General features: G+C 71.6%; 27 protein-coding genes. 11 read left to right on the forward strand and 16 right to left on the reverse strand.

The features are described 5' to 3' along the window. Positions 1–261 precede the first annotated feature (261 nt). Complete coding sequence (locus tag ACGF4F_RS19855; protein ID WP_357439038.1) at positions 262–684, reverse strand: acyl-CoA thioesterase; 423 nt, start codon at positions 682–684, stop codon at positions 262–264. Positions 685–776: 92 nt separating this feature from the next. Here ACGF4F_RS19855 and ACGF4F_RS19860 point away from each other — a divergent pair, with 92 nt between their 5' ends. After that, a complete protein-coding gene (locus ACGF4F_RS19860) occupies positions 777–1,835 on the forward strand; it encodes a S8 family serine peptidase (RefSeq protein WP_357439035.1) in 1,059 nt (352 codons plus the stop codon). Between the two features lie 146 nt (positions 1,836–1,981). Here ACGF4F_RS19860 and ACGF4F_RS19865 read toward each other — a convergent pair whose 3' ends face one another. Then, complete coding sequence (locus ACGF4F_RS19865; RefSeq protein ID WP_357439033.1) at positions 1,982–3,229, reverse strand: D-alanyl-D-alanine carboxypeptidase; 1,248 nt, start codon at positions 3,227–3,229, stop codon at positions 1,982–1,984. Between the two features lie 525 nt (positions 3,230–3,754). Here ACGF4F_RS19865 and ACGF4F_RS19870 point away from each other — a divergent pair. The 6 genes from ACGF4F_RS19870 (at position 3,755) to hypF (ending at position 9,420) form a co-directional block, all read left to right on the forward strand. Next, a complete protein-coding gene (locus ACGF4F_RS19870; RefSeq protein WP_357439031.1) occupies positions 3,755–5,017 on the forward strand; it encodes an Ig-like domain-containing protein in 1,263 nt (420 codons plus the stop codon). A 171-nt stretch (positions 5,018–5,188) separates the two neighbouring features. Next, positions 5,189–5,566 (forward strand): helix-turn-helix transcriptional regulator, encoded by a 378-nt coding sequence (locus tag ACGF4F_RS19875; protein ID WP_357439029.1) that lies wholly within the window; start codon positions 5,189–5,191, stop codon positions 5,564–5,566. 10 nt (positions 5,567–5,576) lie between these two features. Further along, a complete protein-coding gene (locus ACGF4F_RS19880; RefSeq protein WP_357439027.1) occupies positions 5,577–6,191 on the forward strand; it encodes an SIS domain-containing protein in 615 nt (204 codons plus the stop codon). Next, on the forward strand, positions 6,188–6,469 hold the full coding sequence (locus tag ACGF4F_RS19885) for a HypC/HybG/HupF family hydrogenase formation chaperone (protein WP_357439025.1): 282 nt from the start codon (positions 6,188–6,190) through the stop codon (positions 6,467–6,469). Before ACGF4F_RS19880 ends, ACGF4F_RS19885 begins: the two co-directional genes overlap by 4 nt. Next, entirely contained in the window at positions 6,466–7,131 is a 666-nt protein-coding gene (locus ACGF4F_RS19890; protein ID WP_357439022.1) for an SIS domain-containing protein, read from the forward strand. The genes ACGF4F_RS19885 and ACGF4F_RS19890 overlap by 4 nt, the downstream gene beginning before the upstream one ends. A gap of 9 nt (positions 7,132–7,140) precedes the next feature. Next, positions 7,141–9,420: a carbamoyltransferase HypF gene (gene hypF, locus ACGF4F_RS19895; protein ID WP_357439020.1), complete on the forward strand. Its 2,280-nt coding sequence runs from the start codon at positions 7,141–7,143 to the stop codon at positions 9,418–9,420. A gap of 48 nt (positions 9,421–9,468) precedes the next feature. Here the strand turns inward: hypF and hypE are convergent, their stop codons facing one another. The 13 genes from hypE to ACGF4F_RS19960 are packed head-to-tail and all read right to left on the reverse strand — an operon-like array spanning position 9,469 to position 19,405. Further along, positions 9,469–10,620, reverse strand: a complete 1,152-nt coding sequence (gene hypE / locus ACGF4F_RS19900) for a hydrogenase expression/formation protein HypE (RefSeq protein WP_357439018.1) — start codon at positions 10,618–10,620, stop codon at positions 9,469–9,471. Next, on the reverse strand, positions 10,617–11,744 hold the full coding sequence (hypD, locus tag ACGF4F_RS19905; RefSeq protein WP_357439015.1) for a hydrogenase formation protein HypD: 1,128 nt from the start codon (positions 11,742–11,744) through the stop codon (positions 10,617–10,619). The genes hypE and hypD overlap by 4 nt, the downstream gene beginning before the upstream one ends. Before the next feature lie 11 nt (positions 11,745–11,755). Beyond that, positions 11,756–12,028 carry a HypC/HybG/HupF family hydrogenase formation chaperone gene (locus tag ACGF4F_RS19910; RefSeq protein WP_073835171.1) on the reverse strand — a complete coding sequence of 91 codons (273 nt, stop codon included), beginning with the start codon at positions 12,026–12,028 and terminating at the stop codon, positions 11,756–11,758. A gap of 22 nt (positions 12,029–12,050) precedes the next feature. Further along, a complete protein-coding gene (locus ACGF4F_RS19915) occupies positions 12,051–12,152 on the reverse strand; it encodes a DUF6893 family small protein (RefSeq protein WP_387279547.1) in 102 nt (33 codons plus the stop codon). Positions 12,153–12,185: 33 nt separating this feature from the next. After that, entirely contained in the window at positions 12,186–12,389 is a 204-nt protein-coding gene (locus tag ACGF4F_RS19920) for a hypothetical protein (protein WP_357439011.1), read from the reverse strand. 14 nt (positions 12,390–12,403) lie between these two features. Beyond that, positions 12,404–13,015, reverse strand: a complete 612-nt coding sequence (locus ACGF4F_RS19925; protein ID WP_357439008.1) for a DUF5947 family protein — start codon at positions 13,013–13,015, stop codon at positions 12,404–12,406. After that, positions 13,012–13,617, reverse strand: a complete 606-nt coding sequence (locus tag ACGF4F_RS19930) for a hypothetical protein (RefSeq protein ID WP_357439006.1) — start codon at positions 13,615–13,617, stop codon at positions 13,012–13,014. The genes ACGF4F_RS19925 and ACGF4F_RS19930 overlap by 4 nt, the downstream gene beginning before the upstream one ends. Further along, on the reverse strand, positions 13,610–15,409 hold the full coding sequence (locus ACGF4F_RS19935) for a nickel-dependent hydrogenase large subunit (protein WP_357439003.1): 1,800 nt from the start codon (positions 15,407–15,409) through the stop codon (positions 13,610–13,612). Before ACGF4F_RS19935 ends, ACGF4F_RS19930 begins: the two co-directional genes overlap by 8 nt. Then, on the reverse strand, positions 15,406–16,527 hold the full coding sequence (locus tag ACGF4F_RS19940) for a hydrogenase expression protein HypE (RefSeq protein ID WP_357439000.1): 1,122 nt from the start codon (positions 16,525–16,527) through the stop codon (positions 15,406–15,408). The genes ACGF4F_RS19935 and ACGF4F_RS19940 overlap by 4 nt, the downstream gene beginning before the upstream one ends. After that, positions 16,524–17,063 carry a hemerythrin domain-containing protein gene (locus tag ACGF4F_RS19945; RefSeq protein ID WP_357438998.1) on the reverse strand — a complete coding sequence of 180 codons (540 nt, stop codon included), beginning with the start codon at positions 17,061–17,063 and terminating at the stop codon, positions 16,524–16,526. Before ACGF4F_RS19945 ends, ACGF4F_RS19940 begins: the two co-directional genes overlap by 4 nt. Further along, a complete protein-coding gene (locus tag ACGF4F_RS19950) occupies positions 17,063–17,419 on the reverse strand; it encodes a hydrogenase/urease maturation nickel metallochaperone HypA (RefSeq protein ID WP_393079058.1) in 357 nt (118 codons plus the stop codon). The genes ACGF4F_RS19945 and ACGF4F_RS19950 overlap by 1 nt, the downstream gene beginning before the upstream one ends. Continuing rightward, positions 17,412–17,996: a hydrogenase maturation protease gene (locus ACGF4F_RS19955; protein ID WP_357438993.1), complete on the reverse strand. Its 585-nt coding sequence runs from the start codon at positions 17,994–17,996 to the stop codon at positions 17,412–17,414. Before ACGF4F_RS19955 ends, ACGF4F_RS19950 begins: the two co-directional genes overlap by 8 nt. Next, entirely contained in the window at positions 17,993–19,405 is a 1,413-nt protein-coding gene (locus ACGF4F_RS19960; protein WP_357438991.1) for a hypothetical protein, read from the reverse strand. Before ACGF4F_RS19960 ends, ACGF4F_RS19955 begins: the two co-directional genes overlap by 4 nt. Positions 19,406–19,614: 209 nt before the next feature. On the opposite strand from ACGF4F_RS19960, the gene ACGF4F_RS19965 reads away from it, so the two are divergent. Genes ACGF4F_RS19965 through ACGF4F_RS19975 form a run of 3 tightly spaced genes read left to right on the forward strand, consistent with a single transcriptional unit; the run spans position 19,615 to position 22,167 of the window. Continuing rightward, positions 19,615–20,583 (forward strand): ATP-binding cassette domain-containing protein, encoded by a 969-nt coding sequence (locus ACGF4F_RS19965; protein ID WP_357438989.1) that lies wholly within the window; start codon positions 19,615–19,617, stop codon positions 20,581–20,583. Continuing rightward, entirely contained in the window at positions 20,576–21,376 is an 801-nt protein-coding gene (locus ACGF4F_RS19970; protein ID WP_357438986.1) for an ABC-2 family transporter protein, read from the forward strand. The genes ACGF4F_RS19965 and ACGF4F_RS19970 overlap by 8 nt, the downstream gene beginning before the upstream one ends. Next, entirely contained in the window at positions 21,373–22,167 is a 795-nt protein-coding gene (locus ACGF4F_RS19975) for an ABC-2 family transporter protein (RefSeq protein WP_357438983.1), read from the forward strand. The genes ACGF4F_RS19970 and ACGF4F_RS19975 overlap by 4 nt, the downstream gene beginning before the upstream one ends. 37 nt (positions 22,168–22,204) lie before the next feature. Here ACGF4F_RS19975 and ACGF4F_RS19980 read toward each other — a convergent pair whose 3' ends face one another. Then, positions 22,205–22,417, reverse strand: a complete 213-nt coding sequence (locus tag ACGF4F_RS19980; RefSeq protein WP_357438981.1) for a hypothetical protein — start codon at positions 22,415–22,417, stop codon at positions 22,205–22,207. 100 nt (positions 22,418–22,517) lie between these two features. On the opposite strand from ACGF4F_RS19980, the gene ACGF4F_RS19985 reads away from it, so the two are divergent. Further along, positions 22,518–22,787 (forward strand): hypothetical protein, encoded by a 270-nt coding sequence (locus ACGF4F_RS19985; RefSeq protein ID WP_357438979.1) that lies wholly within the window; start codon positions 22,518–22,520, stop codon positions 22,785–22,787. Positions 22,788–22,912: the final 125 nt, after the last annotated feature.

Raw genomic sequence — 22,912 nt, forward strand, 5'->3', positions numbered from 1 at the left:
GCTGACCAACGTCGCCAAGCATTCCGGCGTCACCAGCGCGGTGCTCCGTCGACCTCGACGGCGACGCGATCCGGGCCAGCTTCGTCGACCACGGCCGTGGGTTCGATCCCGCATCGTGCGCCCCGAACTTCGGGATGGCCCATTCGATCCACGGTCGCCTGGCAGCGGTGCGGGGCACCAGCGTCGTGCACACCCGGCCCGGGCTGGGCACCCAGGTGGACCTGACGGTGCCGCTCGCCGCCACCCGGGAGACCCGCGGCGTCACAGGTTGAGCGGCCCCGGGTCGGCGGCCAGCGCCCGGAATCGCTCCCGCGGGTCGGGCACCAGTCGCCGGGCGGACAGGTCGATCAGCCCACCCACTCCGGTCAGGGTCGCCACCGGGGTGCCGTCGGGGCGGGTGTAGTCCTGGTCGAGGTGGAAGGTCTTGCCCTCGCCCCAACGGAACCCGCAGGACACGTCGACCTCGTCCCCGCCGCGCAGCTCCCGTAGGTAGCGCAGGGTGACCTCCAGGGCGACCGGTCCCACCCCGCTGGCGATGAGCCGATCCTGGGAGATGCCGGCGGCGCGCAGGCACTCCCACCGGGCGTGCTCGGCGTACTGCAGGTAGACGGCCTGGTTCAGGTGGCCCTGGGTGTCGAGTTCGTAGCCGCGGACGGTGATGCGTACCCGGAACGGATCTCCCATGCCCGCGAGCGTAACCGGGTGCGGTGACACCGGCTGTTACGCATCGAACCTCGTCACCGATATCGGGATGAAGCCCCATCTGAGGAGGTCTCATGTCGATCACCCGACTGTTCACCGCTGCCGCCGTGGCCGCGGCGCTCGTGGCCGTCGCCGCCACACCGGTGCAGGCGGCCACCAACGATCCGTTGTCCGAGAAGCAGTGGGGGCTGCGGCAGATCCGCGCCGAGCAGGCCTGGGCGACCAGCACCGGTGCCGGGGTGGTGATCGCGGTGGTGGACACCGGCGTCGACCTCAGCCACCCGGACCTGAGCGCCAAGCTCGTACCCGGTGCCACCTTCGTCGGCTGCGGCCCCACCTCCTGCGGCAACGGCGACTGGCGGGGCCCCAACGGGGCGGCCGACGCCGGCGACGAGCACGGCACCCACGTGGCGGGCATCGCGGCCGCGGCCACCGGCAACGGTATCGGGGTCGCCGGGGTGGCCCCGGATGCGAAGGTCATGCCGATCAAGGTGTTGGAGGCGGGCAGTGGCAGCTTCGCCGACATCGCCGCGGGCATTCGCTACGCGGCCGACCACGGCGCCAAGGTGATCAACCTCAGCCTCGGGGCGCTGCCGGGTTCGCAGGCCCTCACCCTCACCGGGCTCGAGTCCGACGCCACCGCGGCGATCGCCTACGCGCAGACCAAGGGCGTCGCGGTCATCGCCGCCGCCGGCAACGAGACCGCACCGCTGTGCGACACACCGGCCTGGGAGGACGGCGCCCTCTGCGTGACCGCCACCGACCGCAACGAGGTCAAGGCCTGGTACTCCAACCTGGGCGTGAAGACCGACCTGAAGGCGGTGGCCGCTCCGGGCGGCGCCGGCCTCGTCAACTGCGACGACGACGTGTGGTCCAGTGTGCCCGTGGGTGCCGGCGCCAGCGGCTGCGGGCAGGGCGACTACGACGCGTACGCCGGGACGTCGATGGCGACGCCCGCCGTGTCGGGGGTCGCGGCCCTGCTCTTCGCCCAGGGGCGCAGCCTCGCCAACGTGTACTCGGTACTGATGTCCACCGCCCGCACCCCGGTGCTCGGCTTGCGCGGCGTCTACTCGCCGCTGTACGGCTGGGGCATCGTCGACGCCCAGGCTGCCGTGGCCGCGCCGCGCGCCTGACGCCGGCCGCCGACGAGCCCGCCGCGCACCTGGCGTGGGTGCCGGGCTCGTCGGCTGTCGACGTCTTCGCAGGCTCGGGGCGATGCGGGTGGCTGCCGGCCAACGTCCACCGGACACCGCTCCGTGGTGGCCGGCCCGGCGGTGTACTACGGTTCCGACCCGACCCGGTCACGCCCCGATCGTCCGGCGGGCGGGCCGGCTGACTGGCGCACGGCCTTGCGCCACCGCCCGGCGGCCAGGGCCAGGACGACCAGTACGACGGCGGCGCTGAGGCCCAGGACGACCGGCAGCGAGAACGCCGACAGGATCCCGGTGCGGCCCTGCCGCTCGCTCTTGCCGGCGACCAGCGGATGGTCGTCCTTCTTCTCGTCGGGGGTGACCAGGCGGCCGACGGACGCGTCGGGGGAGAGGGCGAAGCCCCAGTCGAGCAGCGCTGCCGCCTCGCCCAGACTCCCCAGCGGTGCGGTCTCTGCGCCGAGCAGGGTCACCGCGAGTCGCCGGCCGTTGCGTTCGGCCACACCCACGTACGTCTGCCGGGCCAGGTCGGTGAAGCCCGTCTTCCCGCCGAGCGTCCCGGGGTAGTGGTCCAGGAGGGTGTTGTCGTGGGTGATGGCGAAGCCCTCGGTTCCCGCCTCGGCCGGAATCTGCGCCACCCGGGTGGCGATGTACCGGCGGAAGTCCTCGCGGGCGTAGGTGGCCCGCGCGATCAGCGCCAGGTCGTACGCGCTGGTGTACTGACCGGGGCCGTCCAGGCCGGAGGGTGTCGCCGCGTGGGTCTGGTTCGCCTGCAGCCGGTGCGCCTCGTCGTTCATCGCCTGTACGCCGCCCGGCCGGCCGGCGGAGCCGCCGCCCACGCGGGCTAGCACGTTGGCCGCGTCGTTCCCCGACTTGAGGAGCAGCCCCAGCCACAGGCTCTCGACCGAGTAGTGGCCGCCCGGGACCACCCCCATCAGGGAGCTGGCCGGATCGAGATCCTGCAGATCCGCCCGGGTCACCTCCACGATCTGGGTCGGGTCCAGGCGGGGCATCAGCGCGGCGGCCAGCAGCATCTTCTGCACGCTGGCCGGCGTGCGGTGCTCGTGCGGGCCGCAGCCACCCAGCACGGCGCCGGTGTTCAGGTCGGCCACGAGCCACGAGGTGGCGGTCACCGCCGGCGCCATCGGTGCACCCGCGGGAATGGCCAGACCCGTCGTGGCCAGCGAATCTCCACCGACCGCCTGATCGCCGGGACCGACCGGTGGCGGAGCCGGTGCGGCGGGTGGCGGCATCGGCGGCTTCACCGCCGGGCAGGGCACGTACGGTGCGGCTTCGGCCCGCGTCGGTGACCCGACCACCACGGCGGGCGCGGTCAGGAAAACGCTGAACGCGACGGCGGCAATGCGAAAGATGGTCACGTCAATGCACCGTAATCGCCGACAAGGCGGGGCCGGTCGGGTTGCCGAAACTGGTCCCGGGGGCGGCGAGAATCCGGGTATCGGGATGGCCGCCCACGTTCGGGTCGTCTTGTGCACGTTCGTGAAGCTTTCTCCTGAAGGTCCGGTTTCGTGGCAGTCTAAAGCACAGTGGCGCCGGGGGTCGGTGCGCCGAGCCGCCCGGTGAGTGTGTTCCCGATGAACCGGCGCACGGCGACCGAGTCGGACCCGATCCGGAGCTCCGGGAATCGGGTGCGGCTTCCGGACCGAGGTCGCGCAAGCGGAAACGCCGGGCGCAGCGGGTCGGGACGGGATGGGCGAGCAGTAGTTCGCTCTTTCCGTCGGAATGCGTCGCGAACCGAAACTGTCGGCCCATTTCTGCCGGTAGGTAAAACCATGGGAGATGTTTCCGTGAGCCTGATCCGAGCAGTCTGCCGAAATCGCGCATATGCCTTTGCATCCCAGTGAGAATGTGGGCGGAGGGAAAGCCATGAACGGGGGGACAATATGGAGCTGAGGCGGCGATTGAGGCTGCTGTCGGTGACCATCGCGGCCACACCGCTGGTCCTCGTCGGGTGCACCGCCGACCGCCTGCCCGGTAAGCAGGCGCACGCGGCGCCACCGCAACTGACGGTGACGCCCGGCGACCAGTCGCGGGACGTGCCGATCAGCGCCGAGGTGGGGACCGCCGTCAAGGGTGGGAAGATCACCGCGGTGCGGTTGACCGACGACAAGGGCGCGCAGGTGCCGGCCGAGCCGCGGGAGGACGGGTCGAGTTGGGTGCCGATGCGTCCGTTGCAGAATTCGCGGACGTATACGGCGGAGGTGACCGCGACCGGTGACAAGGGGCGGACGACCACGCAGAAGACGACGTTCACGACGATGGCCAAATCGACCAGAACGGCAGTCACCAGTGTCCTGAATTTCACCGCGGACCAGACGTACGGGACGGCCATGCCGGTAGTCGTCACGTTCGACCCGGAAATTCCGAAAGAGGCCAGGGCGGACGTGCAGCGGCGACTGTTCGTGAAGACGGATCCGCCGCAGCCGGGCACCTGGTCGTGGCTGGCCGACGGCAAACAGGTCGAATACCGGGCACCCGACTTCTGGAAGCCGGGCACCAAGATCAGCGTGCGGAGCGCGCTGGAGGGCCTGCCGATCGGCAAGGACGCCATCGGGGACGCGGACCGCTCGGCGAGTTCGAAGATCGGCCGGCAGGTCTCGCTCGACATCGACAACGCCAGCAAGCAGATGTCGGTCTACGAGGACGGCAAACTGCTCCGAAAGGTCCCGGTCAGTCTCGGCAAGCCGAGCACGCCTACCTCGAGCGGCAACATGGTGATCATGGAGAAGTTCGAGTACACGACCTTCAACACCATGGGTGACCCGAACGGCGGCTACATCGTCGACGTCGAGGACGCCCAGCGGCTCACCAACGGCGGCGAGTTCATCCACGCCGCGCCATGGTCCGAGGGGGACCAGGGCAACATCAACGTCTCGCACGGCTGCACCAACGTCTCCAACGCCAATGCCGACTGGCTGATGCGGATCACGCAGGTCGGTGATCTGGTGACGGTGAAGGGCACCGAGGTGACGCTGGATCAGGGCAACGGCTGGACCGCCTGGAACGTCGGCTGGGACGAGTTCGCCAAGGGCAGCGCGCTGCCCGTACCGGCCGGGTTGAAGCCGACGGTCAGTGCCACGCCGCACCCGGGCGTGGTGGCCGGCGGGTCGGCGCCCGCCCCCGCCCGCTCCAACAGCGGTGGCTGATCCGGGCGTACGCCCTTCGCGCGATGGCACCGCGGCCCGCGGCCGGAGCATCCGGCCGCGGGCCGCGGCGCTTGCCGTGGGTCGCCGGGAACCGGGCAATCCTCCGTATTGCTGTAGTAAGTGTGTTTAGCTGCCACAGAAGGGATGCCCTGCGTCGGGGGAGGGGTTGGCATGCACGGACCTGAGCTGCGCGGTCTGCTACACCCGTTCCTCCTGCTCCTGATCCTCGAACGGCCCGGTCACGGGTACGACCTGATCGACCGGCTCCGCGCCATGGGGATGCCCGATGTGGAACCCGGCCACGTCTACCGGGTTCTGCGCGGCCTGGAACGCGACCGGTCGGTGATCTCCGTGTGGGAGACCACCGGGGCCGGACCGGCGCGCCGGTGCTACGAACTCACCGCGAAGGGCCGCCACGATCTCCGGTCCTGGACGCTCCGACTGGCGCAGCTCGACCAGGTCATCGGTGCCTGCCTGCGGCGCGCGGCGGGCGCCTTCGAGGGGACGCGGGCCGGCCGCCCTGAGCGGTACGCCGCCGCCCGCCACTGAACGGAGGAGCATGGAGTCGCCCGTGATACCGGCAGTTGACCGCGCGTTCGCCCGCCGGGTGGAGCCGGGGCAGGCGCTCGCCGATGACGCGGAGCGGATCGCGCGGGCCTGCTACGAGATGGCCGTACGCTTCCACCGCGGCGGAAAGCTGATCGTCTTCGGCAACGGCGGGCCGGCGACCGACGCCCAGCATGTCGTGGTGGAGTTCGTCCACCCGGTCATCGTGGGCAAGCGGGCACTGCCGGCGATCTCGCTGACCAACGACGCCGCCACCCTCACCGGGATCGCCCGTGCCGAGGGCTTCGACGAGGTGTTCGCGGCCCAGCTGCGCCTGCTCGCCGCCCCGCAGGACATCGCGCTCGGCCTGTCCGTCGACGGTCGCTGCGCCAACGTGCGGCGCGGCCTGGTGACGGCCCGCGACCTCGGCCTGCTCACCGTCGGGCTGTTCGGTGGCGACGGCGGCGACCTCGCCCGGGACGCCGTCGCCGACCACGTCGTGGTGGCCCGCTCCGACGATCCGTGCATCGTGAAGGAGGTGCACGTGACGACCTACCACATCCTGTGGGAGCTGGTGCACGTGTTCTTCGAGCAGCCCGGACTGCTGGCACCGGAGGTGGTCCGGTGACCGCGCACCCACCGCCGGCACAAGCCGTGCCGGCATGCCACGGCGACGTGTGCATCACCTGTTCCGACGTGGCCGTCGCCGTCCGGGTACGGGACCTGCTGGCCGACGGCCTGGCCGTGGTCGACACGGACGCCGGACCGGAGGAAGTCAGTGTGGCCCTGGTCGAGGCGGGACCAGGCGACGTGGTGCTCGTACATGCCAAGGAGGCGATCGCCGTGGTGGAGAAGTCCGCCGTGGTGCCTCATGACGGCACGGAGCGCAGCGGAGTGCCGGCATGAGCGCGGGCGTCGAGGGTGCGATCGGATCGCTCTACCCGTTCCTCGACACCCGGCCGACCGACGTGGACGCGGTGCTCGCCGCGGTGGCGAGGTCCACCGCGGAGAAGGCGGCGGAGATCGTCGCCCTCCGCGAATCCCTCGTCGCCGAGCACGGGCAGCGGCTGGTCGACTGCGCCCGCCGGTGCGCCGACGCCTTCCGCGCCGGCGGCACGCTGTTCGCGTTGGGCAACGGCGGCAGCAGCACCGACGCGCAGGACCTCGCACAGTTGTTTCTGCACCCGACGACGGCCGCCCGCCCGTTGCCGGCCATCTCGCTGACCCACGACGTCGCGCTGATCACGGCACTCTCCAACGACGTCGGGTTCGAGGTGGTCTTCGCCCGCCAGGTGGCGGCGTTCGGCCGCGCCGGCGACATCGTGGTGGGGCTGTCCACGAGCGGAGGGTCGACCAACGTCCTGTGGGCGTTCGAGGAGGCGGCCCGGCGCGGCATGCTCACCATTGGCATCGCCGGGTACGACGGCGGCCGGATGGCGGAATCCGAATTCGTCGACCACCTGTTCGTGGTGCCGTCACCCTCGGTGCACCGGGTCCAGGAGGCGCAGACGACGGTCTACCACGTGCTCTGGGAACTCACCCAGCAGGCGTTGGCCGACGACCGCTGACCCGGAACCATGGGACTGACCAGTGCGCGGCGGGTGCATGTCCGCGTCGAGGGCATCGTGCAGGGCGTCGGCTTCCGGCCGTTCGTGCACGCGCTGGCCACCGAGTACGAGCTGGCCGGGTTCGTCGGCAACGACACCGCCGGCGTCTTCGTCGAGGTAGAAGGCGACGGGGACCGGCTGGCCGACTTCGTGGCCGACCTCAGCCGGCGCGCGCCGACCCTCGCCCAGGTCGAACGGCTCACCACCGAGGCGGTCCCGCCTACCGGCCAGCCCGGCTTCACCATCGTCACCAGTGTCACCGGCACCGGCCGGGAAGCCCTGATCTCCCCCGACACCGCCACCTGCCCGGACTGCCTCGCCGAGCTGTCCGATCCGGCGGACCGGCGCCACCGCTACCCGTTCACGAACTGCACCAACTGCGGCCCGCGGTTCACCATCGTCGAGGACGTCCCGTACGACCGCCGCACCACCACGATGGCCGAGTTCCCGCTCTGCGCCGACTGCGCCGTCGAGTACGCGGACCCCGGCAACCGCCGCTTCCACGCCGAGCCGGTGTGCTGCCCCGCTTGCGGTCCAACCCTCCGGCTCGTCGACGCCGACGGCGCCCCGATCTCCGGCGACCCCCTGGACACCGCCGTCCGGTGGCTGGGGGACGGCCGGATCGTCGCCGTCAAGGGCCTCGGCGGCTACCACCTGGCCGCCCGGGCCGACGACGAGCGGGTCGTCTCGACGCTGCGCGCCCGCAAGCACCGCGAGGAGAAACCATTCGCGGTGATGGCCGCCGACCTGCGGGCGGCGCGCGCCCTGGTCGACGTGGCGCCGGCGGCCGTGCCGGTGCTCACCGGCGCCCGCCGTCCCGTGGTGCTGCTGCCCCGCCGCGCCGACGCCCCGGTCGCCGGGTCGGTGGCACCGGGCAACCGTGACCTGGGCGTGCTGCTGCCGTACACGCCGCTGCACCAGCTGCTGCTCGGCCGGCTCGGCCTGCCGATCGTGCTGACCAGCGGCAACGTCTCCGACGAGCCGATCGCGCACCGCGACGACGACGCGCGCCGAAGGCTGGCCCCGATCGCCGACGCCTTCCTCACCCACGACCGGCGGATCCACGTCCGCACCGACGACTCGGTGGTACGCGTGTTCCGGGGCCGCGAGCTGCCGGTGCGGCGGTCCCGTGGTTACGTGCCCGCGCCGATCACCCTGCCCTGGCGGTTCGACCGGCCGGTGCTGGCCTGCGGCGCGGAGCTCAAGAACACCTTCTGCGTGGCCAAGGGGCGGCGCGCGTTCGTGTCGCACCACATCGGCGACCTGGCGAACTACGAGACGTTGCGGGCGTTCACCGACGGGATCGCGCACTTCACCCGGCTCTTCGACGTCCGGCCGGAGGTCGTCGCCCACGACCTGCATCCCGAGTACCTGTCCACCAAGTACGCGCTGCAGCGCGAGGACGTCGAGCTGCTCGGCGTCCAGCACCACCACGCCCACATCGCGTCCTGCCTGGCCGACAACGCCGAACCCGGACCGGTGATCGGCGTCGCCTTCGACGGTCTCGGTTACGGCCCGGACGGCGCCCTCTGGGGCGGGGAGCTGCTCGTCGCGGACCTGACCGGCTTCGACCGGGTCGGCCACCTGGCCACGGTCCCCATGCCCGGCGGCACCGCCGCGGTGCACGAGCCATGGCGGATGGCCGCCGCCCATCTCCACGAGATCTACGGCGACGCCGTGCCCGACCTGGCCGTGCGGCGCCGGCACGAGCGGCACTGGCCCACCGTGGTGGCGTTGGGGCGCACCGGGACGAACTCGCCGCCCACCTCCAGCGCCGGCCGGCTGTTCGACGCCGTCGCGGCGATCCTCGGCCTGCACGACCGGGTCACGTACGAGGGTCAGGCGGCGATCGCCCTGGAGCAGCGGGCCGATCCCGACGAGCGGGGCGGCTACCCGGTCGGGGCGACCGGCCCGGTGCCGCTCCTCGACGCCGGCCGCGACCTGGTCCGGTACGTGGTCGACGACCTGCTCGCCGGGGTGGACCCCGGTAGGATCGCCGCCCGTTTCCACCACGGCCTGGCCGACGCCGTGGTCGGGGCGGCCGGAGCCGTCCGGGAGCGCACCGGTCTGGCCACGGTCGCGCTCTCCGGTGGGGTCTTCCAGAACGTGCTGCTGCTCGACCGCGTGGTGAGCGGGCTGGAGCGCGACGGCTTCGGGGTGCTCGTGCACTCCCGGGTGCCGCCCAACGACGGTGGGATCTCGCTCGGCCAGGCCGCGGTGGCCGCGGCCCGGGCCGTGCCGGCCACCTGACCTCGCGCCGCAGCCACCTGTGCCCGCCGGCTGATGCGACGGCCGCCGTCAGCAGATCCGCGGGAGCGGATCCCCGACCAGCATGTCGACCACCCTGGTGCCGCCGAACGCCGTGTGGAGCAGCACCATCCCGGGCGGGTCGGCGGTGACCCGGCCGATGACCGCCGCGCCGTCGCCGAGCGGGTGGCCGCGCAGCGCCGCCACTGCGGCCTCCGCCTGCGCGCCGTCCACCACGGCCACCAGGCGCCCCTCGCAGGCCACGTAGAGCGGGTCGATGCCGAGCAGTTCGCAGGCGCCGGTCACGGCGGGACGTACCGGCACCGCGGCCTCGTCGACGACGACGGCGACCCGGGCCGCCTGCGCCACCTCGTTGAGGATGGTCGCCACGCCGCCCCGGGTGGCGTCGCGCAGCAGCCGCACCCCGGGCGCCGCGTCGAGCAGCGCGGCCACCAGACCGGGTAGCGCCGCGGTGTCCGAGGTCAGGTCGGCGGCGATGTCCAGCTCGCCGCGGGCGAGCATGATGGTCACACCGTGGTCGCCGATCGGCCCGGAGACGACGACCGCGTCACCGGGGCGGACCTGGGCGGTGCCGAGCGTCACCGGCCGCTCCAGCACACCCACGCCGGCGGTGTTGACGTAACAGCCGTCGGCCTTGCCCCGCTGCACCACCTTCGTGTCGCCGGTGACCACCTGGACCCCGGCGCGCTCCGCCGCGGCAGCCATGGAGGCGACGATCCGCCGCAGGTCGGCGACGGGAAAGCCCTCCTCCAGGATGAACCCGGCCGACAGGTACAGCGGCCGGGCGCCGCTGACCGCGAGGTCGTTCACCGTGCCGTTGACGGCGAGGTCGCCGATGTCGCCGCCGGGGAAGAACAGCGGCGACACCACGTACGAGTCGGTGGTGAAGGCCAGCCGGCCGGTGCCCACGGAGAGCACGGCGGCATCGTCGAGCGCCTCCAGCGTCGGGTTGCGGAACGCCTCCACGAACAGCCCTTCGACCAGGCTGTGCGTCGCCTTCCCACCCGCGCCGTGCGCGAGCGTGAGTCGGCTCTCCCGGATCCTCGGCGCGCGTTGGCGGGCCCGCTCGATCCGCTGGAGCACCTGCTCCTCCGGCGACAGCCGCCCCGACCGGCGACCGGTCGTCGCCTCGGCCTCGGCCACCGCGCGTTCGGCCCAGCCGGCGGTGCGTTCGGCCGTCATACCGCGCTCGCCTCCGTCAGCCGCTGCCGCGCGAAGCGGCCGAAGTTGTAGTAGGCCGCGCACGCGCCCTCGGAGGAGACCATGCACGTGCCGATGGGTGTCTCCGGTGTGCACGCGGTGCCGAACACCTTGCACTCCCACGGCTTGAGCACTCCCTTGAGTACCTCGCCGCACTGGCAGGCTTTCGGGTCCGCGACGCGTACCCCGGGCACCTCGAAGATCCGCTCGGCGTCGTACGCCGCGTACTCGTCCCGCATCCGCAGGGCGGAGTGCGAGATGAAGCCGAGGCCGCGCCACTCGAAGTACGGGCGCAGCCGCATGACCCGGCCGATCGCCTCCAGCGCCCGCAGGTTGCCGTCCCAGGGCACCACCCGGGTGTACTGGTTCTCGACCTCGCAGCGGCCCTCCGCGAGCTGCTTGAGTAGCAGGTAGACCGACTGCAGGAGATCCAGTGGTTCGAACCCGGCGCACACCAGCGGCTTGCCGTAGTCGCGGGCGATGAACTCGTACGGCCGGCAGCCGATGACGGTGGAGACGTGCCCGGGCCCGAGGAAGCCGTCCAGGCGCAGGTCCGGCGAGTCGAGGATCGCCTTGATCGCCGGAAGGATGGTGACGTGGTTGCAGAAGACCGAGAAGTTGTCGACACCCTCGGCGGCCGCCCGCAGCACGGTCATCGCCGTGGACGGGGAGGTGGTCTCGAACCCGATCGCCATGAAGACCACCTTGCGGTCCGGGTTGGTCCGGGCGATCTTCAGGGCGTCCAGCGGCGAGTACACCATCCGGATGTCCGCGCCGGCCGCCTTGGCGTCCAGGAACGAGCCGTTCCCACCGGGGACCCGCATCATGTCGCCGAACGCGGTCATGATGACGCCCGGCTCGTGGGCGATGGCGATGGCGTCGTCCACCCGGCCCATCGGGATGACGCAGACCGGGCAGCCCGGTCCGTGCACGAGCGAGACGTTCTCCGGCAGGTAGTCCTCGATCCCGTGCTTGTAGATGGTGTGCGTGTGCCCGCCGCACACCTCCATGAACTTGTACTGCCGTCCCGGCTCGCACAGTGCGGCGATCTGGGTGGCCAACGCCTGGGCCTTGTCCGCGTCGCGGTACTCGTCGACGAAACGCATCTGGTGATCCCCTAGCTGATGTCGGATTCGGCGAGCGCCTGCAACTCGTCGGTGTAAGCCTGTCCGAGGCCGGTCAGTAGCGCCAACGTGGCGGCCGCCTCGGCCTCGTCGATCTTGGACATGGCGAACCCGACGTGGACGAGCACCCAGTCGCCCACGCCGACCTGGTCCGCCTCGAGCAGGCCGATGTTGACCGCCCGCCGGACGCCCACGACGTCGACGACGGCGAGATCGTCGTGACCGGCCTTGATCTCGACGATCTCGCCCGGGATACCTAGACACATCGGCTCGTTCGGCCCTTCCTGCTCACATCTTCTCGATCTTGATGTAGCGCCGCAGCGCGGGCAGTTCCTTCCAGAACAGCCCCACGACGGCGACGCCGGCCAGCAGCGCCAGCAGCTTCCGCATGACTCACCTCCTTCGGGCCCGGCCCGGATCCGCTCAGCCTGGCGGCAGGTTCGGCATGATCGGCAGGATCGGGCCGTGCTTCTTCGGCCGGATGCCGGTCGAGCGGCGCGCGTCCACCGTCCCGTCGTCGTGATGGCCGGCCTGCCTGCGCCGTCGCGAGTTGCCCTCCTCGACGCCCTTGGTGTGTGCCGGCGCGTCGAGTTCGACGTCGGGATCGCCCACTCGGATCTCGCCCATTACCGCCTCCTCCATCAGTCGTCGCCGGAGTGCCGACCGTGCCGTCGGTCGAGCTCCTCGAAGAACCCGGGGATCGCGCGCCACACCGCGCTTCCCCCGGACATGCCCGTCCAGTGCCGCCGGATGAGCGCGACCAGCCGGTAGCAGTCGTCGACCGGCACCACCCACTGCTGGCCCCCGCCAGCCTGCGTGCCCGTCCAGACCAGGAACGCCTCGACCCGGGGCGCCAGCTCGGCCAGTGCGGGCGATCGTGCCTCGACCGCCCGCCAGGCGTCGGCATCGATCTCCGACTCGGTCGTGCCCAGCGGGCTCGGATAGTGCCCGAGCACCCGGCCGTCGCGCTGCTTCACGAAGAACACCAGACCGACCGGCACCCCCAGCTCGTCGGCGGAGAGGTCGGTCAACCGCCGGCCGTGAGCGGGGACGAGTTGGTACCGGCCCCCGCCGGCCGACTCCCGCTCGAAGAGCAGGGAGCACGGCCGGCAGGCGCACAACAGTTCCCCGTCCTGCTCGTCCCACACGTGCCGGTGCTCGGGCGCGACCGGTCCGGCGCACATCCCGCAGCGCTCGGCCGCCGCGCGCTGCCCCGCGCGGCGGATCGCCCGCTGCAGCGCGCCCGCCGTCATGTCGGGCCACCCAACGCCAGCGGCGCCGCGGCCGGCCCCGCCTCGCCCAGCGCTGCCGCATCGGTCCGGTCTGGCCGTTGCCACAGGTTGGCGATCGGAATCAACGCCGGAGGCGGCGCGGGCGCCACCACGTCGACGGCGGACAGCTCCGGCGCGAACGTCAGGACCTGCTGCCGGACCAGGTCGCGCAGGGCCGCACCACCACACGAACTCGCGGACAGGCTGATCCGGGCCACCTCGTCCTGGACGCCGACCAGCGTGATCTCGGCGCCCTGCGCGCGTAGCTGCGGCCGGAGGTCGTCGACCGCTCGGGCCACCCGCCGGTCCAGCGGATCCGGATGGATGCGGTGCAACAGCAGCAGGTGCCGTAGCAGTTCGTCGCCGGTGAGCCGGTCGAGCGTGCGAGGGCTGTCGGCGGCGAGGTCGGTGACCCGGGCCAGCGCCTCGCCGTACACCTCGGTCAGCAGCTCGACGGCCTCCAGCGCCAGCTCGGCGGTGCGGCCGGGAGTCTGTTCGAGCTGGCCGAGCACGGTGTCCAGGCGGGCCAGCCGCGGCTCGACGACCGTGTCGTCGAGCCGCGGGTGGTCCGGCTGCTCAGCCATGCGACGCGCCGAACATCGGCGAGTGGATCTTCTTGAGGGTCTGCCCGCCGCCGACGTACATGTGCACCCCACACGGCAGGCAGGGATCGAAGCTGCGCACCGCCCGCATGATGTCCACACCCTTGAAGTTTTCCGGGCCGTTCTCCTCGAAGATGGGCGTGTTCTGGATCGCGTCCTCGTACGGCCCCGGGGTGCCGTAGCTGTCGCGGGGACTGCCGTTCCACGGCGTCGGCGGGTACGGGTGGTAGTTGGCGATCTTGCGGTCCCGGATCACGACGTGGTGCGACAGGAGGCCCCGGACGGCCTCGTGGAAGCCGCAGCCGATGGCCTCGTCCGGCACGTCGAACTCGGCGAAGACCCGCATGTCGCCGCCGCGCACCCGCTCCATCGCCCGCTCCAGGAAGTAGAGCGACATGGCTGCGGCGTACGCGATGAAGTAGGCCCGCGAGCGGTCCCGCTCCAGCGCGTTCGACCACTTCGGGATCTTCCACTCCAGCGTCATCTCGGGCAGCCGCGCGCTCTTCGGCAGCGAGATCTGCACGCTGTGCCCGGTCGACTTGACGTACGGGGTGTCGACCATCTTGGCCAGTGCCGTGGTGTACAGCCGGGCGAAGCAGCCGCCGCCGGTGTCCAGCGCGAGATGCTCGCCGCTGTTCTTGTCGAACCAGCGAGGGCTCATCACCCAGCTGTACTTGTCGCTGAAGTCGCGCTTGCCGGGATCCGGGAGGGTGGTCTGGTTCCAGGGGTGGCGGATGTCGACCGGGTTGCCGAGCGGGTCGTACTTGACGAACGGTTCCTCCTGGCCGGCCCAGTCCTTGTAGTAGGAGCTGCCGAGCAGGATCCGGATGCCGAGGTTGATGTCGACCAGGTCGGTGGTGAGCAGCTTGCCGTCGACGACGATGCCGGGCGTGACGTGCATCGCCCGCCCCCAGTTCGTCATGGTCTCGTACTTGTAGTCGACGACGTCGGGGTTCTGGAACGAGCCCCAGCAGCCGAGCAGGACCCGGCGGCGGCCGACCTCCTCGTAGCCGGGCAGCGCCTCGTACCAGAAGTCGAAGATGTCGTCGTTCATGGCGACGGCCTTCTTGACGAAGTCAAGGATGCTGATCAGCCGGGTCAGGTAGTCGGTGAACAGCGTCGGCTGCGGCATGGTGCCGACGCCGCCGGGATAGACCGTCGACGGGTGGACGTGTCGGCCCTCCATGAGGCAGAACATCTCCCGGGTCGTGCGGCTGACCTTCAGCGCCTCCTTGTAGACCTCGCCCTCGAACGGGTTGTAGGCCCGCATGATGTCGGCGATCGTCCGGTAGCCGTGGATGTCCCGGCCCGGCGCCGCGGTGGCCTCCGCGCGGGCGAGCACGCTGGGGTTGGTCTGCTTGACCATCGCCTCACAGAAGTCGACGAAGACGAGATTGTCCTGGAAGAGGGTGTGGTCGAACATGTACTCGGCGGCCTCGCCGAGGTTGATGATCCACTCGGCCAGCGGCGGGGTCTTGATGCCGTACGCCATGTTCTGCGCGTACACCGAGCAGGTCGTGTGGTTGTCGCCGCAGATGCCGCAGATCCGGCTGGTGATGAAGCCGGCGTCGCGTGGGTCCTTGCCCTTCATGAACACCGAGTAGCCGCGGAACAGCGACGACGTGGTGTGGCACTCGGCGACCACCCGGTTCGCGAAGTCGATCTTCGTGTAGACGCCGAGGTTGCCGATGATCCGGGTGATCGGATCCCACGCCATCTCCACCAGTTCGCCGGGTTTCTTGCCGGCGGCCGGCTTCGGTTTTGTCGCGGTCACGGTCGGTTCCTCTCCTCTGCTGCCTGTCGACGGGGGTCCGCCGGACCGTACGGACGCCACCGCGGGTTGTAGCCGCTGGTGAGTTCCGGGCCGTTGTGGTGCCACTTCGGTTCCCGGTTGGCGGTGGCGTTGGTGAGGCCGCGCAGGCGGCGGATCACCGCGCCGTACGGCTTGATGAGCAGGGTGGACAGGCTGCCTCCGGGCGGCATGTCCATGAACGGCATGAACTTGTCGGGGAAGCCCGGCATGGTGCAGCCGATGCAGATGCCGCCGACGTTGGGACAGCCGCCTACCCCACCCATCCAGCCGCGCTTCGGGACGTTGCAGTTGATGACCGGCCCCCAGCAGCCGACCTTCACCTGGCACTTGGGCGAGTTGTAGTCCTTGGCGAAGTCCGCCTGCTCGTAGTAGGCGGCCCGGTCGCAGCCCTCGTGCACGGTCTTGCCGAACAGCCACTGCGGTCGCAGCATGTGGTCCAGCGGCGGGGGCGGCGCCGAGCCGGCCGCGTGGTAGAGCACCCAGGTCAGGGTCTCCATGAAGTTCTCCGGCTGGATCGGGCAGCCGGGCACGTTGACGATCGGGAGGCCGCCCTGGGATCGGAAGTCCCACCCGAGATAGTCGGCCAGGCCCATGCATCCGGTCGGGTTGCCCGCCATGGCGTGGATGCCGCCGTACGTCGCGCACGTGCCGGCCGCGACGACCGCCCACGCCTTCGGCGCCAGCTGGTCGATCCACCAGTTCAAGGTCAGCGGCTCGCCGGTCTGCTCGTCGTTGCCGAACGACGTCCAGTACCCGTCGCCGTTGATGTTCTCGTTCGGGATCGAGCCCTCGATGACCAGGATGAACGGCTCGGTCATCTCCCCCCGGGCCGCTTTCCGGTACGGCGCCAGGAACTCCTCGCCGCCGGCCGCCGGTGACAACACCTTGTTGTGCAGGTTGACCTTCGGCAGACCGGGAATGAGCCCGAGGGCGATGTCCTCGATCGCCGGCTGACCGGAGGCCGTCATCGACACGGAATCGCCGTCACAGCTCATGCCCTCGGAGATCCAGAGAATGGTGACCTCGTCGAACCCGCTCTCCTTCGGGATCACCGCGGTGCCGCCCCTGCTCTGACTCATGTGCGTGGCCTCCCTTGCATCCGATCCCGTAACCGGTCGTAGATGGCCGCCACCGGCGCCGCGAGAGTGAGCGCCGGCGGCTTGTCCGGCGCGTGCGGGTGCGGGCGCGTCGGGGCTCGCTGCTTGCCCTGGTCGATCTCCTGGCCCAGCTCGCGCAGGGCCTGCTCGTCGGCCTGGGCGCACAGCTGCGGCATGAGCTCGTTCTCGTCGTCCTGCACGTGCCGGGCGACGGCGGACGCCAGCCGCTGCATCAGCTCGTCCTGCGCGTTGTCGCCGGCCCGGCAGCGGTCGAGTTCGAGGAGCAGCTCCTTGATCGGCCGGTGCCCGGCGAGGTGCCGGTCGACCTGTCCGTCGGCCAGCACCTGCGCGGCGAACGGGTAGAAGAGCACCTCCTCGAGCGCGGCGTGCTTCGACAGCTCGCGAACCAGGATCTCCACGACGCCGCGCCGCTGCGCGTCGGACTCCGCTGCCTGATAGTCCCGGAACAGCTGCTCCACCACGCGGTGGTCGTGCCGGAGCACGTCGTTGGCGTCCATCAGAACGCACCCACTTCGACGTTCTCCACCGTGATCGACTCCAGCACCACGTCGTCGCTGCCGGTCACGGCGATGTCGACGCCCCCGCACCGGGGGCAGGCCACCATCGCGAGATGGTCGTCGACCGGCCCACTGCGACCGCACTCGTGGCACGCCACGGTCATCGGTTCGAGCACCAGGTCGACGGCAGTGTCCGCGGCGACCGTGCCGGCGGCGGCCAGCTGGATGCCCTGCGTGACGACCTTGGGGTCGACCGGGTGCCCACCGATCCGCACCCGCAGGCCGGTGACCCGACGGCCGGCGGCCCGGCGTACCGCCGCGTCCACGATCGCCTGGGACAGACCCGTCTCATGCATGCGTGCTCACCCCCCGTTCGCTACCTTCCGCGGGCGTGCCTCGTGCCGCACCCTCGCCGCGGGCGAGCCGCGCGACTTCCTCCCGGACGATCCCGACCACCGTCCGGACCGCCTCATCGACCGCGGCGGCCACCGGGGCCGACAACTCCATGCGCTCGTCGAGGGCGGCCGGCTGGCAACCCACCACGAGGACGCGATCGACGCTCCCACCCAGGCCGCGCAGCAGCCGCAGCACCGACTCGGGATCCATGCCGTGCGCATCGGCGGCCGGCGCGTCCAGCACGTCGGCCGGCCGCAGCGTCCAGCCCGGGTCGTCCAGGTCCACCCGGAGTACGGCCAACGTCCCGGGCGGCTCGTCCAACGGCAACGCGTCCACCAGCACCAGCACGTCGTGGCGGCCGTCCAGCAGATCGTAGGCCAGATGCATCCCCCGGATCCCGTAATCGGACACATCCACCCCCGCTGGGAGGACCTCGTCCCGCAGGCGCCGGACGACCTCCACCCCGAACGCGTCGTCGCCGAGGAAGATGTTGCCGATCCCGGCAACCAGGATCCGCCCGTGCTCGGGGCCGCTCATGGCGCCGTCACGTCGCCCGCCAACGGTTCGACCTCCTCGGGCCGGAAGTGGCGCAGCCGCCCGTACCACTGGTGCAGCTCCGCGCCCGGGTCGTCGTCCACCGTCACGGCGAGGAACCGTGACCCGTCCACGTCGAGCAGCACCTGCTCCACCCGGGCGGTGCGGCCGTCCAGGAACATGTCGTGCGCGTCCGTGCCGCGCCGGCGGGGCCGTAACCGGACCCGGCTGCCCTGGGTCAGCAGGGTGCCCGCGACCAGCACGGTGTCGGTCTCCGGCGCGATCCCCGCGTCGGCGCCCGGCTCCCACCACGGCCGGTCCGCCTCGGCACCGGCATCGCCGTCCCGGCGTACGGGTGCCAGGGCGCGGATGGCGCCGTGCAACCGTTCGAGCACCTCGGGCGGCATGGCGTCGACCCGGTCGAGGATGGCGGCCGCCCGGGGATCGGTGGCCCGCGCCTCCTGCTTCTCCGCATCGGAGAGGGTGAGCGTACGCAGCGAGAGGATCTCGTCGATCTCGGTCGCGTCGTGCAGATCGCCCGGGCTCTCCGGCGCGATCTGCGGGTGGTCGTAGAGGATGATGGGTGACGAGAGCACCATGTCGACGGTGCCGGGCTCGCCGGCGAGCACCGGGAACGTGTGCTCGTTGCGGCACTCCCGCGCCGCGCGCGTCGCCCACTCCGGCGGGTCGAGCAGGGACAGGAACCGTCCCCGGCTGACCGTGGCCAGCGTGTGCGCCGCCAGCAGGCAGCAGCGCAACGCGTCGTCCCGGGCACTGTCCGGCGGGGTGCTCCCGTCCGTGTTCTCGACGCGGATCGCGAGCCGCAGCAACGGGAAGGGCGCCTCGGCCGGGGCGGCGGAGACGGTGACCGACGCGGACAACGGGCAGCGCCGGCGTACCACCCGACCGATCGGCTCACCCCGGTCGTCGACCAGCGGCTCGACGTCCTCCCCGCCCGGCACCCGAAGGTTGAGGCGGCGGCCCCGCTGCAGGTCGCCGACCGACGCCTCGACGTCGTACTCCCGGGGCACCGCCTCGTCGAAGCTGAGCTCCGTGCAGTCACCGACCTCGATCCGGTCGACGGGCTGGTACCCGCCGTCGGCCGTCCGGCGCTCGGCCACCTTGCGTTGCAGGTGCAGGAACCGCAACCGGACGCGGACCATCGCCGTGTCCGGCGCCTCCATGAGGCACTCGGTCTGCTGCCATGGCGACTCGGCGGAGCCCGCCACGCCACGGTCGACCAGGCCGTGCGCCGCGCCCCACGCCGGGGGCACCAGCACACCGAACTGCCAGCGGACCCGGTTCTTGCCCGATGACCGCCGGTAGGGGTAGAGCAGGTAGCCCTCGTAGAGGATCGCGTCCGCGACCGCCTCGACGGTGGCGAGGCGCGGGCTGGGGCGGTCGGTCCGCACCGTGCTCGACCCCCTTCGGGCAGGCAGCGACCGCTCCGGCGAGCGGTCACCCCCGGTGTATCCCGTCCCGCCGGGCGGCCGTAAGTGCGCGCCGCCGCTAGGTGACGACAGCGCTCACCGGATCGGGTGGGCCGACGCCGACCCGGCGCCGTGGCCGATCCGGAATATTCGATGTCGATCCGTCGCCGCCCCCCGTTAGGGTCGTCCACATGATCGAGGTGCGCGACCTGGCCAAGCATTTCCGGGTGCACCGGCGACCACCCGGCCTGCGCGCCTCGCTCCGCTCGCTCGTCCGGCGCGAGCACGTCACCGTCCGCGCCGTCGAGCAGGTCAGCTTCACGATCCCGGCGGGCGCGGTCGTCGGCTTCCTCGGCCCCAACGGCGCCGGCAAGACCACCACCCTGAAGTGCCTGACCGGCCTGCTGCACCCCACCGCCGGGGCCGTACGGGTGCTCGGGCACACCCCGCACCGCCGGGAGCCCGCGTTCCTGCGCCGGATCTCGCTGGTCATGGGCCAGCGCAACGCCCTGTTCTGGGACCTGCCCGCCGCCGACGCGTTCGAGGTCAACCGCGCGATCTACGGCCTCGCCGAGGCCCCCTACCGGTCGGCGCTCGACGAACTGGTCACCCTGCTGGACCTCGAACCGCTGCTGACCAAGCAGGTCCGGGTGCTCAGCCTTGGCGAGCGGATGCGCTGCGAACTGGCCGGCGCCCTGCTGCACCGGCCCGACGTGCTCTTCCTCGACGAGCCGACGCTCGGCCTGGACGTCAACGGCCAGGCGGCGGTGCGCACCTTCCTGCGCGACTACAACGCCCGCTACGGCGCGACGGTCCTGCTCACCAGCCACTACATGGGTGACGTCACGGCGCTGGCCCGCCGGGTGCTGGTCATCGACCACGGCACCCTGCGCTTCGACGGCGACCTCGCCGCGCTGGTCGAGGCCCACTCGCCGCACCGGCTGGTCCGGGTCACCCTGCGCGAGGCGGTACCGGCACAGACCTGGGTCGGCCTCGGCGAGGTGTCCGAGGTGGACGGTGCCGTGGTCACCCTGGCGGTGCCGCGCGCCGAGACCGCCGCGGTCGCGGCCCGGCTGCTCACCACCCTGCCGGTCGAGGACGTCGCGATCGAGGACCCGCCGGTGGAGGACATCATCCGGGCGGTCTTCGCGCATGCGTGACGTCCTCACCGCGTACCCGCCGCTGGTGCGCAGCGCGACGCTGGTGGCGGCGACCTACCGGGGTCGCGTCGCGCTCTCGCTGCTCACCGGTTTCTTCCCGCTGCTGCTGATGGGGGTGTGGCTCACCGTCGTCGCCGAGGGCGGCCCGCCGAAGGGCTGGACCACCGGCGACTTCCTGTCCTACTACGCGGCGGCGACCCTGCTGTGGAACCTCTCCGGCGACCACGTCGTCTGGCAGTGGGACGCGGACATGCGCAGCGGTGACCTCTCCGTGCGACTGCTGCGCCCGGTGCACCCCTTCCACCAGTACGCCACCAACGACCTCGGCCACCGCCTGGTCTTCCTGACCGTGCTGGTGCCGGCGCTGGTGCTCGCCGCGCTGCTGGTGCCGGGCCTGGACTACCCGGTCGGTCCCGTCCGGCTCGCCGCCGTCGCCGCCGCGCTCGTGCTCGCGTACGCGGTCAGCCTGCTCATGGCGTCGACGTTCGCGTTGATCGGGTTCTGGAGCACCCAGACGTCCAACGCGTGGCTGCTGTGGTGGGGGCTCGGCTCGTTCGCCTCCGGTTGGGTCGCGCCGCTGGCGCTGATGCCGGACTGGCTGCGCAGCGTCGCGGTGGTGCTGCCGTTCCGCACCGCGATGGGTTTCCCGGTGGAGCTGCTGATGGGCCGCCTCGACGCGCGGGAGGCCGCGTACGGCTTCGCCGTCGGGCTCGGCTGGCTCGCCGCCTTCGCCGTGCTGTACCGGACCATCTGGCGGCACGGCGTCCGCCGCTACCAGGCGGTGGCCGGGTGAACGGCTGGAACCGGCACGCCCGGGTCCTCGCGATCTGCTGGCGGGCGGCGGTGGCCGGCGAGGTGGAGTACCGGCTCAACTTCTTCTCGAACGTGGCGCTCAGCGCCTTCTGGATGGTGTGGGCGGCGGCCGGCGCGTCGGTCTACTTCCGCTTCACCGGGACGGTGGCCGGTTGGACGCAGGCCGAGGTGCTCGTCGTGATCGGCCTGTTCTTCACCCTCAACGGCCTGCGCCAGGCGCTGTTGCAGCCCAATCTGGAGCGGATGACCGACTACGTCCGCCTGGGCACCCTCGACTTCCTGCTCACCAAGCCGTTCGACGCGCAACTGCTGGTGAGCCTGCGGCAGGTGCGGGTCAACCACCTGCTGGATCCGGTGCTGGGCCTGGCCCTGACCACCGTCGGGGTGGTCCTGTCCGGCCGCGGCGTGTCGGTGGTCGCGCTGGCCGCGTTCGGGCTGCTGCTGGGCTGTGCGGTGCTGCTGCTGTACGCCCTGACCGTGCTGCTCATGGCGCTCGCCGTGGTGCTGGTGGCCGCCGAGGAACTCGGCCGGGTCTCGTACGCCTTCGTCGAACTGTCCCGCTTTCCGGTGGAGCTGTACCGCAACCCCGTGCAGGCGGTCCTCACCGTGGTGCCGGTGGCGTTCCTCACCACGTACCCCGCGGCGGCCCTGCTGGGCCGGCTCGACCCGTACCTGCTGCTGATCGCGCCGGCGGTGGCGGTCGGCGCGGTCGTCGTGGCCACCCTCGCCTGGCGCCGCTCGCTGCACTCCTACTCCGGCGCCAGCGCCTAGGGTGACCCGCCCGGCGACACGTCCCGCGAGAGCCCGCTCACATGCCGGAGGAACCCTGGCCGCGCCGCCACACCTCGCCCTGGACACCGTGGCGCTCCGCCGCGTACCGCTCCTGGGTCGACCTGGCGTCCCGGGCCGCCTCCGCATCCTCCCGCGACGAGAGGCGCTTCCGGTCGCGCCAGCCGACGAAGACGAACAGCCCGATGAGACCCACCGCGACCACGACGAGAGAAACCACCAGCACCTTCATGTCGTCGACGCTACGGCGGGCCCGCAAGCGCGCTCCGTGGCCGGCGCGGCCGGCGGAGATGACCGGCAGGCCGGCCCGGGTACGATCACGACGCAACCGCGTGACCAGGAGATCGGTCGGAATGAACGGGCTGCCCGCTGCCGTACTGGTGTCGATCCTCGTCCTGCTCGTGGTGCTCGCCAGCGACGTGTGGGTCTACGCGGACGCGAAGGAGCGGCTGCGACGCGGAAACCCGGTCTCCGTGTCGCTGGGGCCCTCCCGGCTGGAAAGCCCGGAGGCGTGGTTCGTGGGTTGCCTGCTCATCTGGGTGGTGTTCTTCCCGCTCTACCTGACGGCCACGGGCCGGAATCCCTTCGCCCGCCGTCGCTGACCACCGGCTGACCCTCGCCTGCCGCCATAGATGCCGATTTGTGCCAGCCATGTGAATTCACAATTGACCGGTACCGTGCTTTTCGGGCTCGGCGCTGCCGGCGGCCGGGCCGGCAAGGATCAGCC

This window comes from Micromonospora sp. NPDC047740 (assembly GCF_043204735.1).
GTDB lineage: Bacteria > Actinomycetota > Actinomycetes > Mycobacteriales > Micromonosporaceae > Micromonospora.

Bases quoted from the DNA above. Each gene is read 5' to 3' on its own strand.
- ACGF4F_RS19855 (WP_357439038.1), bottom strand. From the start codon at position 684: ATGGGAGATCCGTTCCGGGTACGCATCACCGTCCGCGGCTACGAACTC.
- ACGF4F_RS19860 (WP_357439035.1), top strand. From the start codon at position 777: ATGTCGATCACCCGACTGTTCACCGCTGCCGCCGTGGCCGCGGCGCTC.
- ACGF4F_RS19870 (WP_357439031.1), top strand. From the start codon at position 3,755: ATGGAGCTGAGGCGGCGATTGAGGCTGCTGTCGGTGACCATCGCGGCC.
- ACGF4F_RS19875 (WP_357439029.1), top strand. From the start codon at position 5,189: ATGCACGGACCTGAGCTGCGCGGTCTGCTACACCCGTTCCTCCTGCTC.
- ACGF4F_RS19880 (WP_357439027.1), top strand. From the start codon at position 5,577: ATGGAGTCGCCCGTGATACCGGCAGTTGACCGCGCGTTCGCCCGCCGG.
- ACGF4F_RS19890 (WP_357439022.1), top strand. From the start codon at position 6,466: ATGAGCGCGGGCGTCGAGGGTGCGATCGGATCGCTCTACCCGTTCCTC.
- hypF (WP_357439020.1), top strand. From the start codon at position 7,141: ATGGGACTGACCAGTGCGCGGCGGGTGCATGTCCGCGTCGAGGGCATC.
- hypE (WP_357439018.1), bottom strand. From the start codon at position 10,620: ATGACGGCCGAACGCACCGCCGGCTGGGCCGAACGCGCGGTGGCCGAG.
- hypD (WP_357439015.1), bottom strand. From the start codon at position 11,744: ATGCGTTTCGTCGACGAGTACCGCGACGCGGACAAGGCCCAGGCGTTG.
- ACGF4F_RS19910 (WP_073835171.1), bottom strand. From the start codon at position 12,028: ATGTGTCTAGGTATCCCGGGCGAGATCGTCGAGATCAAGGCCGGTCAC.
- ACGF4F_RS19915 (WP_387279547.1), bottom strand. From the start codon at position 12,152: ATGCGGAAGCTGCTGGCGCTGCTGGCCGGCGTCGCCGTCGTGGGGCTG.
- ACGF4F_RS19920 (WP_357439011.1), bottom strand. From the start codon at position 12,389: ATGGGCGAGATCCGAGTGGGCGATCCCGACGTCGAACTCGACGCGCCG.
- ACGF4F_RS19925 (WP_357439008.1), bottom strand. From the start codon at position 13,015: ATGACGGCGGGCGCGCTGCAGCGGGCGATCCGCCGCGCGGGGCAGCGC.
- ACGF4F_RS19930 (WP_357439006.1), bottom strand. From the start codon at position 13,617: ATGGCTGAGCAGCCGGACCACCCGCGGCTCGACGACACGGTCGTCGAG.
- ACGF4F_RS19940 (WP_357439000.1), bottom strand. From the start codon at position 16,527: ATGAGTCAGAGCAGGGGCGGCACCGCGGTGATCCCGAAGGAGAGCGGG.
- ACGF4F_RS19945 (WP_357438998.1), bottom strand. From the start codon at position 17,063: ATGGACGCCAACGACGTGCTCCGGCACGACCACCGCGTGGTGGAGCAG.
- ACGF4F_RS19950 (WP_393079058.1), bottom strand. From the start codon at position 17,419: ATGCATGAGACGGGTCTGTCCCAGGCGATCGTGGACGCGGCGGTACGC.
- ACGF4F_RS19955 (WP_357438993.1), bottom strand. From the start codon at position 17,996: ATGAGCGGCCCCGAGCACGGGCGGATCCTGGTTGCCGGGATCGGCAAC.
- ACGF4F_RS19965 (WP_357438989.1), top strand. From the start codon at position 19,615: ATGATCGAGGTGCGCGACCTGGCCAAGCATTTCCGGGTGCACCGGCGA.
- ACGF4F_RS19970 (WP_357438986.1), top strand. From the start codon at position 20,576: ATGCGTGACGTCCTCACCGCGTACCCGCCGCTGGTGCGCAGCGCGACG.
- ACGF4F_RS19980 (WP_357438981.1), bottom strand. From the start codon at position 22,417: ATGAAGGTGCTGGTGGTTTCTCTCGTCGTGGTCGCGGTGGGTCTCATC.